The organism is Tigheibacillus halophilus, assembly GCF_042683165.1.
Lineage (GTDB): Bacteria > Bacillota > Bacilli > Bacillales > Amphibacillaceae > Tigheibacillus > Tigheibacillus halophilus.
Genome location: NZ_JBHUIZ010000003.1, coordinates 374,199 through 398,416, shown reverse-complemented (window position 1 = coordinate 398,416; position 24,218 = coordinate 374,199). Strand labels below are relative to the sequence as shown.

The following is a 24,218-nucleotide window of genomic DNA, read 5'->3' as shown; positions in this document are numbered from 1 at the left end:
CAGCTTACACAAGCCAGGTTCTTCTCACAGAATCTGGCTTTTTTGCGCCCGGAAAGGAGGTTGTCTTTGCACCGAACACGTTTACTCACGACAATGGCCGTCTTTATTGCAATTGGAACAATCGGCTCACAGTTATTATGGTTTCCCGCTGGCATAGCAAAAGCCTATCCAGTGCAGCATGCGGTAAATGTAATGGCCGCAGTGACACTCGGACCATTCCCAGCAGTTGTGATCGCATTTATGATCGGGTTACTCCGCAACATGCTTGGTATTGGCACGCTGATAGCATTTCCCGGTGGTATGATTGGTGCTTTGCTGGCAGGGCTGCTTGCGAGGAAATTCCACCATGCCATATGGGCTGCCGCCGGCGAAATAGTTGGAACTGGTATCATTGGCGCTTTTCTTTCCGTACCATTTGCCAAGCTGTTTTTAGGCAGCAATGATGGCGCCATGTTTTTTGTTCCATCTTTCCTCGTAAGCAGCGTGACAGGGGCATGTATCGGCCTGATTATCGTTTCAAGACTCAAAGGGAAAAGCCCAATCTTCCCACCCCATTAATAGATACACATTTCAAAGATATGGTGTATATATCCCATTGTGCTTGCGTAGTGCAAAGCGAAATTTTATAAATTTTTATCTGAAGCCTTCCGTAAGAGCTGTCGGCTGGAGCTGCAACTTGGGAAGCGGCTTACATAGACGGAACTTGACTAGTGGCTTCTAAGGAGGCAATCAAATGAAAAAAGTATCTTGCGCGCTTACCATCGCTGGGACAGACCCTACTGGCGGGGCAGGAATCCAGGCCGATTTAAAAACGTTTGAAGAGTTGAAGAGTTATGGCATGTCGGTTATCACTTCTGTGGTCGCACAAAATACGACAGGCGTACAGGAATTACATCATATACCGCTTTCAATGCTCAGCAGTCAATTAAACAGTGTCTTTTCAGATATGCCGGTACATGCAGTAAAAACCGGAATGATCGCCGATAAGGAAATGATGCAAGCAGTCGCACAATATTTGCAAGAAGGCCATTTTCCTTATGTGATGGACCCGGTGATGGTAGCCACGAGTGGTGATGCCTTGATTGCGGAAAATTCCCGTCTGTACCTAAGGGACCACCTGCTTCCTTTGACAACATTGGTTACGCCAAATATACACGAGGCCGTATATTTAACGGGAAAGAAAATCGAAACCACAACAGATATGCAGGAAGCGGCAAAACTGCTTGTTGATAAATACGGTGCCGGCGCTGCGCTGATAAAAGGCGGACATATGAAAGGTGACGCAGTTGATTTTTTATATGATGGAAAAGAAATGCACACTTTCACTGCCAAACGAATTGAAACAGAAAATACACATGGTACGGGATGCACTTACTCCGCAGCCGTAACAGCATTTTTAAGCCAGGGCATGCCACTCTTGACATCTGTACGCAAAGCCAAAATGTTTGTTACAGCAGCAATAAGGAATTCTTTTGATATCGGCAATGGCAACGGCCCAACCAACCATTGGGCAGCACGAGAGGAAATGCTATTCCATGAAAGAGAAACCATCCAGGACTTATAATACTAGAAAGCCAATGATATATATCATTTGGCAAATCAGACTGCCGCACATTTCACGGCAAATAAGCTCCCGTTAAGGTACTCTAGCGAAACAGTAAGGAGAATATCATGAAACTTTTCAAAAAAGAATGGTTACGAAAATATTTCATTATGGGTACACAAAATTGCATAAAACAGGATCCGGAACAAATTCTGAGGGAAGCGATTTCTGGAGGTATTACTGCATTTCAATTTCGCGAAAAAGGAAAAGGCTCGCTGACAGGACAAGCGAAGATAGCAATGGCAATGAAACTGCGTGACATCTGCTATAACGAGGATATACCATTTTTCATCAACGATGATGTAGACTTGATCGAATTATTACAAGTGGATGGTGTTCATATTGGGCAGGATGATATTTCCGCAGCAAAGATACGCGAGAAACACCCAAATTTGGCAATAGGGTTATCGGTGTTCAATGATGCCGAACTGGCTGTCAGTCCCTTGTCGCTCATTGATTATATTGGCGCAGGTCCAATTTATCAGACGACAAGCAAGGAAGATGCCAAACAAGTGACTGGGACAAAATGGGTGGAAAGCCTTCGCTCCAAATATCCTAAACTTCCCATTGTCGGTATAGGTGGTATAGACACTGGCAATGCAGCGAAAGTAATCGAAGCAGGTGCGAATGGAGTAGCTGTCATCAGCGTCATCACAAAGGCTGACAATATCGAAGAAGCTGTCACAAACATATAAAGGGACAGATCCCCGCCGCACTAAATTCAAGTGACACAGCGGTGGGGACTGTCCCAGCTGGTTATATATTTCTTCTTATCGCACGGATATTAGCCATTTTGTTGTCCCATGTTTTTTGACTGAGGTCCACTGCATATTCTTCTGGATTGATAGTCCGTTTGTATTCCTCCCAGAATAAGCCAAGCTGATTTTTCGCATATGCCTGCATTTCATATAAATCAGGACTCTCATATACCTGTTTACCATTCACAAAAATATCGTGATGCAAATTAACCGCCTCAAAATCAGTTACATACTTGCAAATATATGTATGCACAGGATGAAACATTTTCAGACGTTCTTCTTGATTGGGCTGTTCAGACTCCAACGTGATATAATCGCCTTCAGCACGCTTATTCAATGTGTTCACAATCCGGTACAATTTTTTTATTCCGGGTGTTGTCACTTTTTCCGGATTGCCCGATATCTTGATTGTATCCTGCATTTTACCGTTTTCGTCTTCTATCGCAACCAGCTTGTACACCGCTCCCAGCGCCGGCTGATCATACCCTGTGATCAATTTGGTCCCTACACCCCATACATCAATCTTCGCTCCCTGTGCCTGCAGGCTCAGGATAGTTGATTCATCCAGGTCATTGGAGGCATAAATTTTCGCATCCGGATAGCCGGCATCATCCAGCATTTTTCTGGCTTCCTTGGAAAGATAAGCCATATCCCCGCTGTCCAGACGAATGCCAAGGAAATTAATACGGTTCCCCAGTTCATTGGCGACTCTAATCGCATGGGGCACGCCAGAGCGAAGCGTATCGTATGTATCTACCAAAAAAACACAGTCCTGATGAGACATAGCATATTTCATAAATGCCGTATACTCATCTTTATAGGCTTGAATCATCGCGTGGGCATGCGTACCAGCTACAGGTATTCCAAATAGCTTACCGGCTCTGACATTGCTCGTCGCATCAAAACCGCCTATAAACGCTGCGCGCGTCCCCCAGACAGCAGCATCCATTTCCTGGGCTCTTCTTGTTCCAAATTCCATCGTCGTTTGATTACCAACGATATGCTTAATTCTTGCCGCCTTGGTGGCAATTAATGTTTGGTAATTCACAATGTTTAACAGAGCTGTTTCAATCAATTGTGCTTCCGCCAAAGAAGCCTCAACCCTTAGAAGCGGTTCATTTCCAAAAACAACCTCCCCTTCACAAATCGCCTTGATATCTCCCGTGAAACGGATCGTTTTCAAATATGTAAGAAATGCCTCATCATAGCCAAGTTCCTCTTTCAGAAATACAAGATCAGATTCATGGAAACGGAAGTTGCGTATATATGTAATAATCCTTTCCAATCCCGCAAATATCGCAAACCCGTTATTAAATGGGCTTTTCCGAAAGTATAAATCAAATACCGCCCTACGATTATGTATACCATCTTCCCAATAAGTCTGTGTCATATTAATTTGATACAAATCCGTATGCAATGCCAGACTGTCATCCTGATAAGACATAAAATAACCCCCAACGTTTTCTATACCATGTTTGCGCGCTTATTCTAAGATATGGCTGAAAAAATCCAGCACCGGTCACACCGAAATCAAGCCCCAGCAAAAAAATTTTTGATCAATATCGAAGCACCGCAGTTTCAAGCATCATAAAACTTCCTCAAAACCACTTTGCGGGTAGGCGGCGCATCGTCCAATGCGAAAGAAAAAATAGGAAGCAAGTTTCGACACGAATTTCAACCAGCCCTTTAGAACGCCCTCTTGATGGCAGATTCTATCTGATTTCTTTACATTATAACACCTGCATGCCAATTCATGCATACAAATATACTCTTTCATTTCGTACTTTATAAATATTGGACAGGTTTCAATATACAAACATGTAAAAAGTACGGTATCAGCATACTGATACCGTACTTTTTCACACCTTTCACAGCTTACGAATGACTGCTCGTACCGGGCTCCCATCCGCTCCTTCTATTGACAGTGGCAAGGCGATCAGTTCATAATCCCCAGGCTCAACCCTGTCCAGCATGACATTCTCTAAAATGAGCACGCCATTCTGATGCAGAGCATGATGCGCTAATAGTGTTTTACTATCGACCGGGTCAACAGAAGGGCAGTCGACACCAATTAAGACAATCCCTTTTTCTTTCAAGTAGGCTCCAATATCCTCCCGCAAAACGGTATATTTTGCTGGAAAAACAGAGGGCTGATTATGTTCCATGGTTTTCAGCAAAATCCGGTGAGCTCCTTCTAAATCGAACTTCTCCAGTTCTTCCCTGCCGACCATCTCATATCCCGTCGCATCGATCACCCTCGCCTTCCCCACATACACATTCACATCCAGTTCATGCACTTTTCTGCCTTGCTCCTCGAAATGGAATGGGGCATCAATATGTGTACCAGTATGCACACTTGTTTTCAAACAGCCAATATTAGCTGAGCCTGTTTCTTCCTTGGTTGCTGACAGTTGAAAAACAAACGGCTCATCACCAGGCCAGGTTCTGACATGATTTGTCAATGGCAAGGAAATGTCCATCCATTCTCCTTTGCTCATCTGACACACCTCCAATTCATTATTTTAAGATACCAAGCATGCTCAAAAATACAATGACAATGGTTAGCGGCACAATCCAAGTCATCAAAAAACGCCAGAGGGAAAACAAGGATGCTTTAGCAGTGCCGCCAAGGAAAAATTCTTCCCTGACAAGTGCTTTGTCCATCTTATGAATAATAAATACTGCGATCAGCAGGCATCCGATAGGAAGCATTAGATTGCTGACAAGGTAATCCGTCGCATCAAATACACTTTTCCTAAAGATCTTGAAATCCCTAAGCAAGCTGGAAGATAAAGCTGCAGGGATTGCCGCTGCAAAGACAATCAAACCTGTGATCCAAGCTACTATTTTTCGGGAGCGGAAACGATTTGCTGTAAATGCTGCAACAATAATTTCATATAAACTGAATGATGAAGTCAATGTCGCAAATAAAAACAGCAGCAAAAACAGACTCAGGAATACACCGCCCAGCGGAATCTGGGAAAAAGCTGCCGGAAGTACCATGAACAATAAACCCGGACCTTCTGTCGGTTGGTAGCCATAAGCGAAAACCACCGGAAAAATCGCCAAACCTGACAGTAATGAAACAAAAATATTCATGCTGACAACCCAACCTGCCGAAAATGGGAGACTGACATCTTTTTTTAAATAGGAACTATACGTGACCAGGCAGGAAAAGCCAACAGCAAGAGCAAAGAACGATTGTCCCAGTGCATACAAAAGTGATTCCCGCGTAATTTTCGAAAAATCCGGTGCTAAGAAAAATTTTAGCCCTTCCATAGCTCCACTCAGTGTCACCGAACGAATGACCAATATGATAAAAAACAGAAATAATAATGGCATCATGTATTTGTTCGCTTTTTCAATCCCATTGCGAACACCTAGTGCAATGACAATCACATTGATAAGGCTGAATAATAGCAGTCCCAGTATCGTGATCCCGGCAGATCCTGTCACTTTGTCGAAAATATCAGCATAGTCGGCACTTGCATGCAACAAATTCCCCGAAACAGACAGCCCGGTGTAAATTACAACCCATCCGCCAACCACACTATAAAAAGACAACAGCAAAAAGCAACCGAGCACACCGAAGCGCCCAATCCATACCCAAAGGGTTTTCGGAGCTAATTTCTTATAAGCACTGATTGCTTCAGCGCCTGCCCCTCTGCCAATGATGTATTCCGAAATCAATAAAGGAAGTCCGATGAGCAACGTAAAAATAATAAACAAAATGAAAAAAGCTCCGCCGCCGCTCATACCTGTGATATATGGAAATTTCCATATGGCGCCAAGTCCCACAGCGGCACCTGCAGAGGCCATGATAAATCCGAATTTCGATGACCATTGATTTTTTTCTTTCATCGCTTTCCCTCTCTTTCAAAAGACTCGGCATTCACCACTGCCTGGCGAATGCCTGTCTTGCGCTTATACGGAAAAAGATTTATACTTTCCTGCCGTATAAAAACTATATTCTTGTGCGCAGATCCCACAGTTCAGGAAAAAAGCGATGATCAAGCACATTTTTCAGATACTGTACGCCTGATGATCCGCCAGTACCTTTTTTAAAGCCAATGATTCTTTCCACTGTTTTCATATGGCGAAAACGCCATTGTTGGTGCCAATCCTCGACATCGACCAACTTTTCGGCCAACTGGTACAAATCCCAGTATTTATCGACATCGAGATATACTGTCTCCCAAGCTTTGGCAACTGTCCCATCACCATGATAGGTCTTCGAAAAGTCTCGTGTCAACAAAGCCGGATTGATTGTAAGACCAGCTCTGTCCAGTGCCTTGATGGATACGTCATAAACACTGGGCATACGATAAGCATTTTCCAGCATTTCATAAACCGCTTCGTCTTTTTTATAGATTTTCAGGATTTGTTTTGTCTTATAGCCTAAAAGAAATTCGATCAAACGATGCTGATATGATTGGAAACCAGAAGCTTTTCCAAGCTTATCCCTGAATTCCAGATATTCAGAAGGTGTCATCGTTGATAAGACATCCCAGACTTGAATAATTTGTGCCTGTAACTTGCTCACTCTTGAAAGCATTTTAAAAGCAGGCTGCATTTCGTCATTTCCAATCGCGTTTGTGGCAGCCTGCAGCTCATGAAGCATCAGTTTCATCCATAATTCGCTGACCTGATGAATGATAATGAACATCATTTCATCATGATGTCCGGACAGACGATGCTGGCTGGAAAGTATCTGGTCCAGATGCAGATATTCACTATACGTCATATTTTCACGGAAATCTGTGTATACGCCCTTTTCGGCTTGTATTTTTTGATATATCCCTGTGGTTGATTCAGACAATGCGTATCACCCTCTCCTTTGTAAGCGAACTCATTGTTGCTGTTCCTAAAAATCAAGCGATTACATCACGCGTATTGGCAAATTGTTTATATTGTTTTTCCATCATGATATTTTTCAAGATACGTACGGTTTGCCAAACTTCCGAAAATGTATTATACAATGCAACCGGTGCAAGACGGATGCCATCCGGCGCCCGAAAATCAGGTATCACACCATTTTCTTTTAAAGCTTTACAAATCCTGGCAGCTTCCTTATGACGCAATAATATATGTCCTCCCCTTTTTTCGTGGTTCCGGGGGCTTCCTACCGAGAAATCAAACATTTGCAGTTCAGCGTCAACCAGCATCATCATATAATCAGTCAGCTGCAATGATTTTTGCCGTATATGATTGATGCCGGCATCCTCGAATATTTCCAGGGACCCTATTAATGGAGCAGCACTTAACATATGCGGCGTCCCTACCTGGAAAGCACTAGAATCAACAGCCGGATGCATATCAAGCGTCAAATCGAATTGTTTCTCCTTCGCAGATCCGAACCACCCTGCAAGTCCCGGCTTTTTTAAAAAGTGTTTTTGATTGATATAAAGGCCGGCAACTGACCCGGGACCTCCATTTAAATGCTTATATGTACACCAAAAGGCAAAATCGACATTCCACTCACTGAGTGCATGTGGAATGGCACCAATAGAATGGCATAAATCGAATCCAATCATTATGCCACGGTGATGCGCTTCTTTCGTCAGTCTTTTCATATCCAGTATTTGTCCGCTGCGATACAGGACACTTGGCAAAACGATAAACGCCACCTCTTCCGTCATGGCTGCGATGATATCTTCTTCATTCAACGTTTGTCCATCGCTGCTTTTCACTTGGATGAGATGATGCTTGGGATCGTTTCCGTGAAGTTCCAATTGACTTTTCAGTGCGTACAGATCCGTCGGGAAATTCAATTCATCTGCCAGTATTTTTGTTTTATTACCAGCTGGTTGATAAAGGGTTGCGGTAAGCTGATGAAGATTGGCAGTTGTCGAGCCAGTAATGATCACTTCATTGGAATTAGCACCAATTAAAGGGGCGCTTTTCTGCCCTAACTTTTCTGAAAGATAAAACCAAGGATTTTCCCCTTTCACCCAGCCGTCAATACCATTTGTCTTCCAGGAGTTCAATATGTCCAGTAACGCTTTTTCAGACCTTTTCGACAGCAATCCAAGCGAATTGCCATCAAAATAGATTTTATCTGGCTGTACGTAAAACTCGTCACGAAATTGCTGCAGGCTGTCTTGTGCATCGAGTTCAGCCGCGTACGTCTGCGAAACATCTTTTCTCATGTGCATAGCGGCCCTCCTATTCTCAAATCTAAATAATGTTAATTGACTGAATTTATTATAATTATTATTATATCTCTTGTCAAAGAATCTTCTTCGTTCAGAGGCAATTCTGCCTTTCTGCACATAAAAAAGCCCATCTAAGATGAGCCCCAACGATAATCTAATGTAACTTTCCTCCACAATAGAACTATCTATTAATTCAATTTGTGAACGCACTGTTTCGTACATTATCTGCCATTTCTCTTATTCTTTTTGTTATTGATATTGAGGAACTCCGTATCCTCGGCGATTTCCACATCATCTTTTCCTTTTGGTGACGTATCGTATTTTTTTACGTTTCTCTGGTTTCCCTTATCCTTGTCGCGATGCCTATTTGCTTCAGACATGATGACACCTCTTCTTTCGAATTAATTTCAAGATTATTTTAACCCGAAAGGATCAATCCATACATAAAATATTCAGCTGTAAGTACAGTTCCCAGACAGAAAAAGGGAGACAAAAATTGCCTCCCTGTTTGGATGGAGCCTAGCGGGATCGAACCGCTGACCTCCTGCGTGCAAAGCAGGCGCTCTCCCAGCTGAGCTAAGGCCCCGTTGTTATATAAATGTTATGGTTATGGTCGGGAAGACAGGATTTGAACCTGCGGCCTCCACGTCCCGAACGTGGCGCTCTACCAAGCTGAGCCACTTCCCGATATAAAGCGGAAGACGGGACTCGAACCCGCGACCCCCACCTTGGGAAGGTGGTGTTCTACCACTAAACTACTTCCGCAATGTTGCAGCAAGCGTCTTGCAAAATTTATGATAATCCTGTGCAGAAAGGATGTCAAACAGATTGCTTAGACATATACCGCAATAAGGTAACCTTCCACTCTCTCGCCGATTCTGCGAACTGCTTGGCTGTTACCTTAACTGACAAGCCTTGAGACAGTTCAAATAACAACTCCGTCAGCTAGTATGTTTTCACAAAAGCTAACGGAGTCCTATTGAAATTCCTTATACCATCAATGCCAGTGAACCCATTGGATCCCATGGTTTCAAAGCAACTGGCTCTTGTTCCCAGGCTTTTTTCAATTCTTCGGAAAGGTATTTCTTGTGAATAACTACTTGGTACGTGTATTCATTCATCCAATCTTCACTCATGACAAAATATCCCTTATCCCCAACTTTTTCTCCCCAACTGTTTTCTACCTTCCAGCGGTTTGGTTTATCATCAACAAGATTCACACCAGTAAGTACCATCGCATGCGTCAGCATGCCATCGTGGTAATCCAGTCGCTCCGCTTTTGACATCCGCGCAGCGAATCCCAATGCCTTTTCATAGTCGAAAATTGCTGTATCCATAATACCTTCTTTTCGTTCAGAATCTTGCCCCACATCGCAGCCAAACCAAACACTTTCATTTTCCTGGAGTTGCTGAACCGCGAGATTTTTCAATGTGTCCATGTCCACATTTAAGTATTTGACCGGTGTTCCCCCAACAACATTTCCAAGATGCCTCACCGTATAGGTCTTGCCAAATGGTTTATTTTCAGTAGGCGCATTAATGATACTCACATAATCATGCAGGTCGACACCTACATACTTCATATAAAACGTTTGTGGTGTAAGATCCTGTTCGCGATGAAATCTCCCTTCATCATCTTTGTATTCAAAATCAAATACTTTCGGTGGTTCACCTAATGTATAAACCAACAACCTGTAAACATCTGAAAGCATCTCTGACTTCTCTTGCAGCAAAGCCTCATTTTTCCCGTCTTCATGTAATTGACGGAGTTTGATTGCATCCTTACGCAATTTTGCATTCAGCAGCTGATTCAGCTGTCCTGATTTTCTGCTGTGGAATGTTTCTGGCATCACTTGTTTCGGTACCACACCATATTTTTCAATCAGTGACACTAACATATCCCATTGCCCGCCATCTTGCTGCGGAGTTTCCAGCAGCCACGAAACTAATCTGCCCTCCAATGGTTCGGCAGCAGTTTCCAATATATTTTCATAGAAATAATTCGCCTTTTCGAATTTGTCCCAGAAATTCACGTAGTTCTGCGAGAGTTCAAAATCCTTCAGTTGAAAAGCACTGCTTAATTTATGCGTAAATGTATTCAGCGCGGCAAACATCCAGCAGCGGCCGCTTTGTTCTTGATTAGATACTTTACCTGTATCGATTTCATTGGAAAATACATGGTTCATAGCAACAGATGAAGCTGCATTCTGTGTTGTCGCTTGCAAACCATTCTTCCTTATAGCATGGGCAATGACATCATTTTCCGGCTTCTCATGAACTGCTTGTGAAAAATTGTTGACCATATCTTCTGAAATTTCTTTATGCATCATGTTCGATTTCCCCCTAGGCACTTTTTATTTATTGTATGCCTCTTTACTGTGAAATACAAAGAAGCCATCTTGAAATTTATAATTTTATATCGGCGGCCGCCAGTTTTACCAGGCGACAAAACAGGATTGTAATTTGGATATGAACCGCCCACCAGCTTGTATTGGAAACGAGATGCAAAAGTTCGTGAATCGACACATTTTCTTTTCATGCACCTCGATTATTCTTGTATAATTGATGGCAATAGAAAAATATTTAACTGAAGGAGCCAAAAAAATTGAAGAAAATCTTAGCTGCATTCATCACAGCAGCACTCGTATTCGGCCCAATTGGAGCCTCCATTTTCCAAGACCAAACTACACATGTGGATGCAAGGGGCTATAAATCAGGCAAAAGAGGTTTTAATTACAATAACAATTTCAACAAAAATAATAATGGTTCATTTTTCCAGAACAAAAAGCAAAACTCAGTGAAGAACAACCGTTCAACCATGAATACGAATAAAAAAGGAAATTTCATGTCCAGCCGTTTCATGAAAGGGATGATGCTAGGTGGATTAGCAGGCCTGATTTTTGGTGGTTTCCTTGGCCATATGGGGATACTGGGATCTATGCTGGGACTGATGATAAATGTATTGGCGATCTTCATCTTCATCACTATCCTCGGAAAAATAATATCTTTGTTCAAGCGTAAAAAGAAAGAGAATATCAATCCATGGCAAAATTAATCTTATCCGAGCAAGATATCATCAATGCACTTTGTGTGTATACTGCACGTAACAAACAAATAGCTCCCGAACAGGTGGAAGCCGAGCTGATTTATGATGAAGACACAGGATTTTCTGCCGAAGTATGTTGGGCAAATAGAAAGCAAGTACTGATTATGGTCAATTTGGTTGAAGCACTGCGGCTTTGGCTCAAAGAATATATGAACGAGGATCCGTTTCTTGGTATCAAACTGGAACTTGATGAGAATCAAGGGATCATTGCCTTCGTCGGTTGAATAAAGGAAGCCGGAATTGCTGAGCAATTCCGGCTTCCTTTTAATTTTCAGATGACAGAATCAAAGTAAGCTAAGTAAGCTTCATTCCATCTACAATTCATCCGCCAGACCAAGCAATGCAATCCCGAACATGACCACAATGATCATGATATAGTGTCTTGGCGAAAGTTTCTCTTTCAAGAATATCCTTGATAGAATAACAGAAAAAATACTATACGAGGCGATAAGCGGAGCTACAATTACTGCATTTTTCGCCATCGCGAAAACATAGAAAAATTGTCCTGCAGTTTCCAGGACCGCCGCAGCCCCCTTATCCCGCTCCCTCAACAAATGGAAATCAACCTTTTTGATGAACTTCAGGAATATGTAACAGATTACCGCAGCAATGAAAAACGTAAACTCATATGCGAGTAATGCCGAATCCTCACTGATCAACTTCAACTCATCCAAATAAATGGCATCGGCAAATGTACCCATCCCGTCAATTAAACAATAAAGCAGCGGGAATATAATCGCCAAAAAACTAATTTGATATTTTTTATCCAATGGTTGGTCAGTCAGCCGATGCGCCTCGATTTCTTCTTTTTTCTCAAGCGCGGAAAGGCCCATTATCCCCAATGTTACTAACCCGATTCCTACAAAATGCGCAATACCCAGTTCTTTTGGGAAGAAAATCAACACCAGAATTGCCGTCACCGCGCCAGATGAATTTTGCACGGGTGATGCAATTGATAACTCGATGTATCTTAAACCGATATAACCTACTGTCATGGATAGGATATAAAAGAACGAAACCGGAAAATACCGGATCATATCAAACGGATCAAATGCAATCCCTTTGATAGACATATAGATTGTCGCATGTATCCCCATGACAAGTCCGACCATAACAACAATTTTTAAATGGCTGTACTTATCGTCGCTATTTGTTCCCTTTTTATAAAAAAGGTCAGCTCCGCCCCATGCTAATGCTGTAATCAAAGAAAAAATGAACCACACAAAAAATTCTCCTTGCTTTTTAAAATAGGATATAAAAACCTTGTTTATTATACTGCAAAGTAGCTGACAAATCTAATAAAATTTTAAAAGCTGTTAATGCCCTAATTCAGTCGCTTATAAAAACCAAAAGAACCACCATGCTTCCATCGCACTGGCAGTTCTTTTGTAACCCCCTACTGAAAAAAGGAGGTTTTAGGTTTTAGCTGTCCAATTTTTCTACTTCTTTCAGGACTGCAGCAATAAGTGGATCATTTTCATCCAACTTTGCTACCTCCTGCAGTGTTCTTTTATAACCTTCATCAGTTATCATTTTTTGAAGCTGAGCAGCTTCTTCATCCGCTGGATTATGATATTTCAGCACTGCAGCGATCACCTTGCTGAGATATTTCGGTTCATTTCCCGTTGTTTCGATATAGAGCTTAGCAGGACGAATCAGCCGATCACTGGGTCCGAGTTTACGAATTGGCCCACGTCCGACCCTTGTGACCTCATCAGAAATATAAGGGTTTTTAAAACGTTGAATAATCTTTTGAATATACATCTCATGGTCGTTACGTTCAAAACCATAAGTACGTATGAGCGCTTCACCGGATTCCCCCAATGCTCCTTCAATTACCTCTTGCACTCCTTCATCTTTCATTGCTTCATTGATTGTTTCGTATCCAAGCAAATGACCGACATAGGCTGGCACAGTGTGTCCTGTATTGACAGTAAACAGTTTTCTTTCAATATACGGTGCCAAATCTTCCACATAAGTGATACCGGGGATTACTGGTATTTCCCCTTTTATGGCTGGCTTTTCCACAACCCATTCAAAATATGGCTCTACAGACACAGTGAGCATATCTTCATTTGTCTGATTCGGTACGATCCGATCGACTGCAGCATTTGGAAAACCAAAATGATTAGAAAATGCTGCTTGATCCTGGTCATTTAAACGAGCGTAAACCTTCTCTTTCAGTAAAGAGCTGCCGCCAACCATATTTTCACAAGCGATGATGTTCACAGGCTGTTGATTTGTTTCCAAACGTTTTCGCAGCCCTTCGGTAATCAATTCGGAAATGACTGCTAAGATGTTCGGACCGACCGCAGTTGTGATGATATCCGCTTGGGCAATTGCTTCCACCACTGCTTCTGGTTTCGCCACACTGTTAATTCCGGATACATTTTTTACCATAAGTGATTCTTTTTGTTCAGCAGCTAGGACTACCTCATACTGTTTCTTGCGATTTATCTCTGCAATCACTGCTTCATTCACATCTACGAAGGTTGTGTGATATCCCGCCTGATAAAGTAGTGTTCCGATAAACCCACGGCCGATATTTCCCGCACCAAAATGTACTGCTTGCATGTTAATTCACCTCATCGAAAATGCGAATGATTTCTTCTTTTGAACCAGCATTGACAATTTTATCAATGTTTTCTTCCTCGCTGAGCACGATAGCAATTTTGGACAATACTTCCAAATGGTCATCGCCTTTCCCGGCAATACCGACTAGAATTTTTACGACGTTGCCGTCAAAATCAACTCCATGTGGCACTGTTACAACAGAGATGCCTGTTTCCATGACTGATGATTTGGCGTCCTCTGTACCATGTGGGATTGCCACATAATTACCCATGTATGTTGACGTCACCTTTTCTCTTTCAAGCATCTTGTCAATGTAAGAACTTTCCACATAACCATTTTCAACTAGGATTTCACCTGTAAAACGGATGGCCTCTTCTTTGGTGTTCAATTCCACATTCAATTCAATGTTGTCTTCGCCTAAGATTTCTTTTGCCATTTTACATGCACTCCTTCAATATTTTAGGATATTCGATTTTACGTGAAAAAGTTGAATACAACTCATCCGGCAAATTTTTACATAATGTTTTTGGAAAATTGTTCTGCCAAATAACTTTTTATTTCTTCCTGACCACCTGTTTCAAACAATTGAATACTCGCTTTGCTCTGGATGATGGATCCGCTTAAGAAACTGGCAGCCTCCAATACTTTTTCATCCGCTTCTTGCGGGGCAAGCATGATTAATAAACGCTTTACTTCCATTACTTTTCCATCCATCCCCCGGAGGTGCAATGCCTCTTCCAAATCGTAAATTTGAAATACAGCTGTAAGTATATCATCTGAACGGGTATGGAAAAGAGCCAATGTTGAGCCTGGAATGCCCAGACCGCCAATCTTCTCTCTCTGCAATAGCTTTTCCAGCACAGCTGTCTTATTGGTTATGTTCCCTTTGCGTTCCAAATTCAAGCATATTTGCTGCAGAACAGATGGAATATCTTGCTGTTTATCGACCTTGCTAACAGAAAATGCATGCAGTAAGTCAATAAACACATGCATATATTGCTGCAGCCCCTGCAGCTCTTGAAAATGAGTATTTTCTTCACTGTTGTTATTTAACACTTTACGTGCAGTTGGTTTGGAAATCAGTTGCTTTCTAACAGCCTTTTTCACTTTATGTTCTTCCTGTTTGTTTAACATGGGAGAAACCAGAATATATTCATCCTCTTCAAGCTCTCTTAAAGGGATGGTTGAAACAATCAGATCATATGAATTCTTATCGATATCGCCCATTTCAAACACAGATTGATTGACTACCTCCTGAATTTCAGGGATGTGCTGCTTCAGACGTGACGCAAGCATTTTGGCAGACCCAATACCGCTTGAGCATAAAACAAGTGCTTTCAAGCCGTGTGATGATTCTACATGCAATATCGCTGATGCAAAGTGGAGCACAAGATATGCAATTTCTTCATCAGGAAAATCCATGCCAGAAAATGCCTCTCTCGTTCCTGCCAAAATTACTTCGAACAATTCTTCATAATCCGTTTTAATTTCATTCATTAGTGGGTTTTTTATTTTCATGCCCTGAGCTATTCGAAAAACAGCTGGCTTAAGATGCGCAACAAGATCAGTGAGCAATGAATTGTTTGCTGATAGATCCAGGTTCAGTTCATTACTGACAAAACTGATCAGTTCTTTCGCCCGATAGGCTGTATCCAGGCTTGTATCTTCCAAAAGAAAGTCTTCGCCAGCACGGAGTTTGGCACCGAGAAGATGCATGGTAATATAACCAATCTCATCCTCTGGAATATGAATATGGAACTCTTTTTCCAATTCTTGAATCATTTTCCCGGCAATCCTGTACTCCAGTGTACTTTTTAATTGTGACAAGTAAGAACGATCAAACGTAATACTGTCCCCTTTATGCAGCCTTTCAAGCGCCAGTGCAATATGCACAACCAGCCCAACATATGAGCTGTCAGCCAACTCATGCGGAAGCTGTTTTTTTACTTCCTGAACCGTTCGTTCAATCACTTCAAGACTTGCTGGGTTAACAAGCCCAAGCAATCGATTTGAAATTGTACTGATTGGATCTTTGTTGCGCTGCTGAATATTTTCCTTAATTTGCGAAATATAATCAAACGGGTCAAGAAAGGAAGAAATCAAATTCGCGAGTGCAGCACGTTTATTTGCCTCCTCGCCTTTGATTTCCACCCCATACCCTCGTCTGCGGACCAATGAGAGCTGATTCCGCTTTATCTCTTCTTCCAATTGATCCAAATCATTGCTCACCGTTGCAGTTGTAACATGCAATTCATTTGCCATCGCAAACAATTTGACGGGACCATCTGATTCCAACAGAGTAGACAGAATAATCATCTTACGTTCGTTGGGAGAAAATTCCACGGCTGATATTTCTCCTAACGCTTCTTTCAACCTTTTCTTGTTCTCCGGTGTTCCAGAAATCCGGAACCCTACTCCCGCTTTTTTATGCAATTCCAAATGAAATTCAGAAATGATTTTTTCTATCCCGCGCAAATCACGATGCACCGTTCGCTGACTAACGTCCAGCATATCTGCAATCTCTTTGACGGTAGTTGTGGTTCGGGTGTGTAATAACCGCTCCAGAATTTTTCTTTCCCTAGCTGAAATATACATGTACTCACCCTCGTCAACTTTTTTCCCCCGCTTTCATCAGCACGACAATACTGAATTGTATGCGGGGAATTGATACTAGCAGAAGCCTGGTTCGTTCCGCTGCAAACCATTTGTGGGAAAGTAATCTCACAGATTAAATTTTATTTCAGCCGATCAACAAGTTCATCATATTTCGGGCTTCCTAAGAAGTTTTCCACCGAAATATGTTCCGCATTCGGTTGTTTTTGTTTTGCTCTTTGTGTCAGGTCCTTATGCGTAATGACAATATCTGCATCTTCAGGAATTTCATTGATGGATTTATTGGTAACAGCAATATCAATTCCTGCTTTCTTAAATTTATTTTTCAGCAAGGACGCACCCATCGCGCTTGATCCCATTCCAGCATCACAAGCAAAAATGATCTTATGAACATCATTACGCGTTTTTTCAACTCCCGCTTCACTGTCAGCAGTACTTTTTATTTCTTCATCTTCTTTACGCAAAGTGTCTGCAACCGAACTTTTCTTTCCTTTCATTTGTTCCATTTTATCAGTTGCTTCTGAAAGATCTGTTTCACCTTTGTCTTTACTTGTCTTTAAAATGAGTGCACCGATGACAAACGATACCACAGTAGCTACCAGCACACCTGCAATGACAGCCGCATAATTCGAGAGTCCTTTTGGTGTCATCGCCAATACTGCGATAATACTTCCCGGTGAAGCGGGTGCTTTCAAACCGCCACCTAGCAAGCTTAAAGTAAAGACGCCACTGATGCCTCCACCAATTGCTGCGAGAATCAAAGCTGGTTTTGCCAAGACATATGGAAAATAAATTTCATGTATACCGCCAAAGAAATGAATGATTGCAGCACCAGGAGCGGAGCTTTTTGTCATCCCTTTTCCAAATATAGAAAATGCCAGCAATATACCAAGCCCCGGTCCAGGGTTGGCTTCCACAAGAAACAGAATAGATTTGCCAATTTCCTTGGACTGGTCAATACCAAGTGGTGTTAAAATACCATGGTTGATGGCATTATTTAAGAACAAAACCTTCGCTGGTTCCACAATTATGCTGGCCAGTGGGAGCAAACCTACACTGATAATCCCCTCCACCCCAGATGCAAGCAAATGGTTCAGTCCTTCTACAATAGGGCCTATTTTCCATGCAGCGAGGATTGCAAGAATTGCAGCCAGTATTCCTGATGAGAAGTTGTTGTAAAGCATTTCAAATCCCGAACGGATCTTATCCTGTAACAATTGATCGATTTTTTTCATCAAATAACCAGCAAGCGGTCCCATGACCATTGCACCTAAAAACATGGGAATGTCAGCTCCGACAACCACACCCATCGTTGCTGTGGCACCGACCACTCCGCCACGGACATCATATACCATTTTACCACCTGTATAACCAATCAAAAGCGGCAGCAAATATTTGATCATCGGATCCACCATTGTTGCGAAATGTTCGTTAGGCCACCAGCCGTCCGGAATAAATAAAGCTGTGATGATACCCCAGGCGATGAACGCACCGATGTTCGGCATGATCATGCCGCTCAAATAACTGCCGAAGCGCTGAACACCTGCTCTTAAGCCTCTTTTTTCTGCCATCATTAACTCCCCTTTGTACATAAATTTATAATATCTTTATAAATAAATTCTATGACCATTAAAGCGTATTCACAATACAATCTAAATGCGAAAATGGCAAAATAGTTGTTGTCAAAATTTAAAAACATACAAAACCATCACTGGAAGCAACAAATGAGACGCAAACTTTGCCCAAGTATCCATAAACCTTTAAAATGTTTGTAGAGAAAGGAGAAACCAAATGCAAAATCATGATTATAATCTGCCCAAAGAGGTATTAAACATGCTTACATCCTCTCAAAATAAAGACACAAGTCTGGAGCAGCTCATCCAAAACGGCGGCTATGTTCCTCCGAGTGAAGACTTGATAATTGACGCCGTCTCCGCATTGGCCTTAGGAAAAAATGTATTATTGAAAGGACCTACAGGATCAGGAAAAACGAAATTCGCAGAAACCCTGTCCAATTTATTTCATCAGCCAATGTATAGTGTCAATTGTTCTGTTGATTTAGACGCAGAGGCCCTTATGGGGTTCAAAACACTAGCCTATCGTGATGATGAACAGGTTATCGATTTTGTTCCAGGGCCAGTGACCAATGCGATGAAACATGGCACCTTCCTATATATTGATGAAATTAATATGGCTAAACCAGAAACACTTCCCCTGATCAATGGTGTCCTGGATTATCGCCGGACTGTTACTAACCCGTTCACAAACGATATCATTACTGCAAATGGCAATTTTAATGTTATTGCCGCAATTAATGAAGGCTATATTGGTACCGTTCCCCTGAACGAAGCGTTAAAAAACCGTTTTATTATTATCGATGTCCCTTATATTCAGGGGGAACAGCTGAAACAGCTGATTTCTGACCAAACAAGACTGACCGATACTGACACGATAAATCTTTTCGTCAAATTATCGGGCGACCTAATTACAGCAGTTGGACAGGGCAATCTCTCAGAGGATGCCGCTTCGATACGAGCATTGCTCGATGCCTGTGATTTAAGCACGATGATTCCGGCAAAAAGAGCCATTCTCAGGGCGATCGTGGATAAATTGGACGAAGAACGCGAACGGGAATTTGTAATGAACATCTCAGATACGTTATTTTAGCGAAAGGGGCAATTGCATGAATTACAATCGCTGGGATAATTCAGTTGTTGACACGAATCTTTTCCTTCAATTGCAGGATTTGACGTCAACCTTGTCACAGGTACCGGAATTCAATTTCGAATATGCTTACGGTTCCTTCATCGATGTAATAGGAAATAGAATAACCGGCAGTAAATTATGGGATGTCGCTGATGCGACCATCCGGCGTTCTGGATATAAAACAGATGTTTTTCTGCGTGCCATCGGAACATTGCACGATTCTCAGCTGTCAGCTTTCCATCATTACAAAGCTGATGTAGACGATTCAAGTCTGCCGCAATTTGCTTCCCAATTGTTTACATTGCTTGAAGATTTACGCCTTGAAGAGATAATTAAACACTCCCGGCCAGGCACAAAGAAAGATTTTCAGGTTCGAAAATCCTATCTGAAGCATTATTTCACAACACAGCTGGCAACGAATATGACAAGGAGTTATGCATCAGACGAACTGTTTTGCATGATCTATCTGCTATTGCAAGCAGACGGACCCGATCCGTCATTTTCACAGGCAAATGAACAGCAGCTTGAGCAGCTGGAACGATTAAAGCCAATCCTCTTTCAAAGTTTTGAGGCGAAAAGCACAGCGGATACAGCCCGGATCGCGACTCAAATCATTTGGCAATTGACCGAACATTATAAGGACACCGTCAATATCTATTTCACCCATCCGATATTCCATTGGGAGGATTACGAAAGAGACACACTATTTGATGAACTGACCCGTACAGATGATGTGTCCAATGAGGATTGTGAAGAAGTCGACCAGGATAAAAACGAATATATCGATGAAACTTTTTCCACTTGGCATCGTGAAAATGAAAATGCGAATAGAAAACAAACCTTTTTACAAATGGATCTTGATGTCGGGACAAAAACCAATCTAAAAGGCGGAGGGGCAAGAGAAACAGAGGATGCCGATCAAGCAATGGCTTCTATCCAAGGAAGCTCGGGAAAAAGCCAGCATCAGGATTATTCAAAACTGGATACATTGGATAAACAAGCAGGTAACCGTTCCGGGCAAAAAAGTGAAGCACCCTATGGCGAAGAAAATAAAGATGCTGTTGCTATTTTCAAAGAAGCTTTGCCACCGACTTTTGATGAGATCGCTCTCTACAAGCAATATGTTAGCACTGTAGAAAATCATAAACGCAAGCTGTCCAACACGATTGAAAAAGTGCTCGAACATAAAAAGACGACGCCACGCAAAGATTTGTTGTTTGGCAGGATGTCTAAAAACCTACTGCCTATATTCACAGAGGAAAACCCAAGGCTTTTTTATAAAAAAGATCAAGATTCCAAAGAAATAGACGCAATCTTTACATTGCTCATCGATTGTTCTGCCTCTATGAATCAAAAAATGAATGAAACAAAACGCGGGATTGTGCTGTTTCATGAAGTGTTGGACCATTTGAAAATCCCTCATTCCATTGTAGGTTTTTGGGAAGAAGCAACTGTGGGCAAAGAACGTAATCAACCAAACTATTTCCACGTCATCCATTCATTTACAGATTCTTTTTATGAGAAAAATGGGGCAAAAATCATGCAGCTCGAACCCGAAGAGGACAATCGGGATGGCTTCAGTATCCGTGTCATGGCAGAGAAAATGCTGGCAAGAAGAGAAAAACATAAATTTTTGCTTGTATTTTCCGATGGCGAACCAGCTGCTGCCCACTATGAGCAAAACGGTATTGTAGATACACATGTAGCGGTCTCAGAAGCAAGAAAAAGAGGCATTGAGGTTGTCGGTATGTTCTTGTCAGATGGTGTGATTGATGAAAGAGAAGATAAAATGATGGAAAACATTTACGGACGGGAACGTTTAATGGTTCCAGATGTATCTGAGCTTCCTGAGTTATTTACCCCGATTCTGAAAAAACTGCTATTAAGAGCCATTTAAGTGCATCGCAAAGCATAGATACTTATTGGCATTACATTTAAGAAAAAGCAGCCCCCGGCAAATATATTGCTGTGGAATAGACTATTGCATTAAACTTTTCTTGTATATACCATAATGGTTGCCTTATCACTTCCAATTTGAGGAGAAATCATGAAAAAATCAATAGACAAACCGTATTTTACAAGCATACTGCAAAAAAACAAATTGCTGATCTGGGTACCCATTCTTATTATCACTGTACTGTGGGGCTACGCGTGGGTGCTCATGAAGGAAGTGTTAACCTATATGGGGCCTTTCACTTTTTCTTCATTTCGTTTCGGCACTGGCTCTATCGTATTGCTGTTAATTGTCTGGCTTTCCAGGAAAAGGTTCCCGCTCCGCCAATACTGGAGACAGCTGTTGCTTCTCGGTATCTTGCAAACAGCCATTGTTTTCCTGCTTGTCATGTATGGGCTCCGTTTTGTAGATGCTGGCAAATCTTCAGTGCTGCTTTATTCCATGCCAATGTGGAGCAGCATACTGGCAGTGAAGTTTCTTTCCGAAAAATTAACCCCTGCAAAATGGGCCGGCTTGCTGATTGGAATGCTTGGCCTGCTAACCATTTTAGGATGGGACATTTGGTTAGGACATGACTGGAAAGTCATCATTGGAGAATTGCTCATCATCCTTGCTGCGGTTTCCTGGGGAATTTCCAATGTATATTATCGTCTCCAGCTGCAGCACCTGCCCAAACTTGAAACAAACGCATATCAAATGCTGTTCGGTACAATCGGTATTTTAATAGCTACTTTCTTTACCGAGTGGGGCGAGCCAATTGCATTAAATCTCCACAGCGGCTATTACATCCTGTTCACAGGCATTTTAGCTTCCGCGCTTTGCTTTTCTGTCTGGTTCCTGATCCTGAGTATGATTGATATGGTGACGGCAACAATTTCTACATTGCTTGTACCCATCTTTGGTTTATTGTTCAGCAGTCTGGTCCTCGGAGAAAATATGACTGCTGGAGTCATCACTGGTTCTTGCCTGATTATTGCAGGCATTATTATCGCACAAGTTTCAGGAAAAATTCGCCAACACGTTGGGTCAAAAACATAATCCTCCCCCAATTTCATTTTGGAGGCTCTTTTTAAAGAGGGAAAGGTAGCTAAGCAACCTTCCCTCAAAATCCTATTCGTAACCATAATTCTACAGGGGCTGAAAACGAACAGGGAATCAAAAGAGTAACAAACCAATTGCAATCGGAAAGAAGCTGTATATCAGAATCATCACGCAAAATCCCATGATATCCCTCACCTTCAGCCCTGCAATCGCTAATAATGGCAACGCCCAGAACGGCTGTATCATATTTGTCCAGGCATCTCCCCATGCAACTGCCATCGCCGTTTTGGCCGTATCAGCGCCAATTTCAAGAGCTGCGGGAACCATGATCGGTCCTTGAACTGCCCACTGCCCCCCGCCTGAAGGGACAAAGAAATTGACAATGCCGGCAGAAATGAACGTGAATAACGGCAAGGTTGTAGCATTGGAAATATGGACAAACCATAGAGACATTTGCTCTGACAGACCAGAAGTGACCATCATCCCCATGATGCCGGCATAGAACGGGAATTGAATGATGATACCTCCAGCGTTTTTCACGGCATGATTCACACTGTGTAAAAATCGCCGCGGTGTTTGGTGGAAAATGATTCCCATGAATAAGAAGATGAAATTGACGATGTTAATATTCAAGTCGAATCCATTTTGCACGAAAAAGTATACCACATAGCTCAGACCGAGGACCCCTATCAGATAGGAAACGATTCTGCTGTTTTCCAATCGTTCTGCGGGCGTCTCGTTTTTTTCCCTTCCTTTCCGTTCCGCCGCTCCCATTTCTCCAATCGTTTCTGTTTGCCAATGTGCTGCATCTGTATTTTTTTCAGGCTTCTTGGATTTCATTAAAAATCTATTTAAAAACGGAAGCGTGAACAGCAACACCAAAACGATAAATATATTGAATCCGCTGAACAATGTATCTGTTACAGGAATGGTTCCGATAGAATCCTCCAAAAAATGTCCCGGAGTCGCGATCAGCAATGGAATTGATCCAGATAATCCCCCATGCCAAAGCAAAAAACCACTGTATGCACTTGCCATCAACACACGATAATCAACAGCAGGCACCCGCTTGGCGACGTGTATCGCATACAAAGCGCCCACCACCAGACCAAAACCATAATTAATCAGGCAAGCAATCGATGCCACAAATGTGACTGCAAGAATCGCCTGCTCAGGTGTATTAGCAAGTCTGCTCAATTTGGTCAAAAGCTTTTTCACGATTGGCGTACTGGCCAATATGTATCCCGTCACAACAATCAGCGACATCTGCATGGCAAAAGCCAGCAAATCCCAAAAACCCGTCCCCCAGTAATTCACCATATCTACTGGAGAACTATCCGTGAATACAGTCCCCATCAGAAATACAATACATGTTAAAATGATAGCGAATAGAAATGCATCAGGTAAAAAACGCTGCACCATCCGGTCAAAAAAAGAAGTGATTGCTCCCATGCTTACTTCCCTCTTTCCATTATTTTGCTTCTTAATATATAATTACCTGCTGCTTCCCTCCCTTCTCATTTCTTATCTACGAAAAGCGTAACGAAACCTGGACATACAGGCTGCATTCCATAAACTGTCTTGTCTTGGGACTACTTCCAAATCACCAGTGTCTATTATACTTATTTTTAGGAACATTTTATATTTAATAATATTAAAATCACAACTTATGCAATGAAATTTACCTGTTTTGCCTTAGACAGTTTAT

The 24,218-nt window shown here is 42.1% G+C and carries 21 protein-coding genes and 3 tRNA genes; 8 read left to right on the top strand and 16 right to left on the bottom strand.

What is annotated here, in order from left to right; genetic code table 11:
* Positions 1-66 precede the first annotated feature (66 nt).
* The 3 genes from thiW to thiE all read left to right on the top strand — a co-directional run bounded on the left by thiW (position 67) and on the right by thiE (position 2,298).
* The gene (gene thiW / locus ACFSMW_RS02520) at positions 67-558 is read left to right on the top strand and encodes an energy coupling factor transporter S component ThiW (RefSeq protein ID WP_390352729.1); all 492 of its coding nucleotides are present in this window, start codon (positions 67-69) and stop codon (positions 556-558) included.
* Between the two features lie 175 nt (positions 559-733).
* Positions 734-1,564, top strand: a complete 831-nt coding sequence (thiD, locus tag ACFSMW_RS02515; RefSeq protein ID WP_390352727.1) for a bifunctional hydroxymethylpyrimidine kinase/phosphomethylpyrimidine kinase — start codon at positions 734-736, stop codon at positions 1,562-1,564.
* A gap of 107 nt (positions 1,565-1,671) precedes the next feature.
* The gene (thiE, locus tag ACFSMW_RS02510; RefSeq protein WP_390352725.1) at positions 1,672-2,298 is read left to right on the top strand and encodes a thiamine phosphate synthase; all 627 of its coding nucleotides are present in this window, start codon (positions 1,672-1,674) and stop codon (positions 2,296-2,298) included.
* A gap of 61 nt (positions 2,299-2,359) precedes the next feature.
* Here the strand turns inward: thiE and ACFSMW_RS02505 are convergent, their stop codons facing one another.
* From ACFSMW_RS02505 to ACFSMW_RS02460, 10 genes are all read right to left on the bottom strand, one after another.
* Positions 2,360-3,805: a nicotinate phosphoribosyltransferase gene (locus ACFSMW_RS02505; protein ID WP_390352723.1), complete on the bottom strand. Its 1,446-nt coding sequence runs from the start codon at positions 3,803-3,805 to the stop codon at positions 2,360-2,362.
* 424 nt (positions 3,806-4,229) lie between these two features.
* Positions 4,230-4,859, bottom strand: coding sequence for an arylformamidase (gene kynB, locus ACFSMW_RS02500; protein WP_390352721.1), 630 nt, complete (start codon positions 4,857-4,859; stop codon positions 4,230-4,232).
* Between the two features lie 19 nt (positions 4,860-4,878).
* Positions 4,879-6,222 carry a sodium-dependent transporter gene (locus ACFSMW_RS02495; protein WP_390352720.1) on the bottom strand — a complete coding sequence of 448 codons (1,344 nt, stop codon included), beginning with the start codon at positions 6,220-6,222 and terminating at the stop codon, positions 4,879-4,881.
* A 103-nt stretch (positions 6,223-6,325) separates the two neighbouring features.
* A complete protein-coding gene (gene kynA, locus ACFSMW_RS02490; RefSeq protein ID WP_390352718.1) occupies positions 6,326-7,180 on the bottom strand; it encodes a tryptophan 2,3-dioxygenase in 855 nt (284 codons plus the stop codon).
* Positions 7,181-7,232: 52 nt separating this feature from the next.
* Complete coding sequence (gene kynU, locus ACFSMW_RS02485; RefSeq protein ID WP_390353891.1) at positions 7,233-8,510, bottom strand: kynureninase; 1,278 nt, start codon at positions 8,508-8,510, stop codon at positions 7,233-7,235.
* A 227-nt stretch (positions 8,511-8,737) separates the two neighbouring features.
* Positions 8,738-8,896 (bottom strand): hypothetical protein, encoded by a 159-nt coding sequence (locus tag ACFSMW_RS02480; RefSeq protein ID WP_390352716.1) that lies wholly within the window; start codon positions 8,894-8,896, stop codon positions 8,738-8,740.
* A gap of 133 nt (positions 8,897-9,029) precedes the next feature.
* Positions 9,030-9,102, bottom strand: a tRNA-Ala gene (locus ACFSMW_RS02475).
* Between the two features lie 24 nt (positions 9,103-9,126).
* Positions 9,127-9,203: transfer RNA gene (locus ACFSMW_RS02470), tRNA-Pro, on the bottom strand.
* Positions 9,204-9,209: 6 nt separating this feature from the next.
* A tRNA-Gly gene (locus ACFSMW_RS02465) sits at positions 9,210-9,281 on the bottom strand.
* Between the two features lie 224 nt (positions 9,282-9,505).
* Entirely contained in the window at positions 9,506-10,843 is a 1,338-nt protein-coding gene (locus tag ACFSMW_RS02460) for a C1 family peptidase (RefSeq protein WP_390353889.1), read from the bottom strand.
* Between the two features lie 278 nt (positions 10,844-11,121).
* On the opposite strand from ACFSMW_RS02460, the gene ACFSMW_RS02455 reads away from it, so the two are divergent.
* Positions 11,122-11,571, top strand: a complete 450-nt coding sequence (locus ACFSMW_RS02455) for a hypothetical protein (RefSeq protein WP_390352714.1) — start codon at positions 11,122-11,124, stop codon at positions 11,569-11,571.
* Complete coding sequence (locus tag ACFSMW_RS02450; protein WP_390352712.1) at positions 11,559-11,846, top strand: YxcD family protein; 288 nt, start codon at positions 11,559-11,561, stop codon at positions 11,844-11,846. The genes ACFSMW_RS02455 and ACFSMW_RS02450 overlap by 13 nt, the downstream gene beginning before the upstream one ends.
* A gap of 90 nt (positions 11,847-11,936) precedes the next feature.
* On the opposite strand, the gene ACFSMW_RS02445 is transcribed toward ACFSMW_RS02450, so the two are convergent.
* The 5 genes from ACFSMW_RS02445 to ACFSMW_RS02425 all read right to left on the bottom strand — a co-directional run bounded on the left by ACFSMW_RS02445 (position 11,937) and on the right by ACFSMW_RS02425 (position 18,380).
* Positions 11,937-12,845 carry an EamA family transporter gene (locus tag ACFSMW_RS02445; protein WP_390352711.1) on the bottom strand — a complete coding sequence of 303 codons (909 nt, stop codon included), beginning with the start codon at positions 12,843-12,845 and terminating at the stop codon, positions 11,937-11,939.
* A 199-nt stretch (positions 12,846-13,044) separates the two neighbouring features.
* On the bottom strand, positions 13,045-14,196 hold the full coding sequence (locus tag ACFSMW_RS02440; protein ID WP_390352710.1) for a mannitol-1-phosphate 5-dehydrogenase: 1,152 nt from the start codon (positions 14,194-14,196) through the stop codon (positions 13,045-13,047).
* 1 nt (position 14,197) lies between these two features.
* A complete protein-coding gene (locus tag ACFSMW_RS02435; RefSeq protein WP_390352708.1) occupies positions 14,198-14,632 on the bottom strand; it encodes a PTS mannitol transporter subunit IIA in 435 nt (144 codons plus the stop codon).
* A 77-nt stretch (positions 14,633-14,709) separates the two neighbouring features.
* The gene (locus ACFSMW_RS02430; protein ID WP_390352706.1) at positions 14,710-16,791 is read right to left on the bottom strand and encodes a BglG family transcription antiterminator; all 2,082 of its coding nucleotides are present in this window, start codon (positions 16,789-16,791) and stop codon (positions 14,710-14,712) included.
* Between the two features lie 140 nt (positions 16,792-16,931).
* Complete coding sequence (locus ACFSMW_RS02425) at positions 16,932-18,380, bottom strand: PTS mannitol transporter subunit IIBC (RefSeq protein ID WP_390352704.1); 1,449 nt, start codon at positions 18,378-18,380, stop codon at positions 16,932-16,934.
* Positions 18,381-18,600: 220 nt separating this feature from the next.
* Here ACFSMW_RS02425 and ACFSMW_RS02420 point away from each other — a divergent pair, with 220 nt between their 5' ends.
* The 3 genes from ACFSMW_RS02420 to ACFSMW_RS02410 all read left to right on the top strand — a co-directional run bounded on the left by ACFSMW_RS02420 (position 18,601) and on the right by ACFSMW_RS02410 (position 22,507).
* Positions 18,601-19,476 carry an ATP-binding protein gene (locus ACFSMW_RS02420; RefSeq protein WP_390352702.1) on the top strand — a complete coding sequence of 292 codons (876 nt, stop codon included), beginning with the start codon at positions 18,601-18,603 and terminating at the stop codon, positions 19,474-19,476.
* 16 nt (positions 19,477-19,492) lie between these two features.
* Positions 19,493-21,412 carry a vWA domain-containing protein gene (locus ACFSMW_RS02415; protein ID WP_390352700.1) on the top strand — a complete coding sequence of 640 codons (1,920 nt, stop codon included), beginning with the start codon at positions 19,493-19,495 and terminating at the stop codon, positions 21,410-21,412.
* Positions 21,413-21,562: 150 nt separating this feature from the next.
* The gene (locus tag ACFSMW_RS02410; protein ID WP_390352698.1) at positions 21,563-22,507 is read left to right on the top strand and encodes a DMT family transporter; all 945 of its coding nucleotides are present in this window, start codon (positions 21,563-21,565) and stop codon (positions 22,505-22,507) included.
* A gap of 117 nt (positions 22,508-22,624) precedes the next feature.
* On the opposite strand, the gene ACFSMW_RS02405 is transcribed toward ACFSMW_RS02410, so the two are convergent.
* On the bottom strand, positions 22,625-23,962 hold the full coding sequence (locus tag ACFSMW_RS02405) for a short-chain fatty acid transporter (protein WP_390352696.1): 1,338 nt from the start codon (positions 23,960-23,962) through the stop codon (positions 22,625-22,627).
* Positions 23,963-24,218 lie beyond the last annotated feature (256 nt).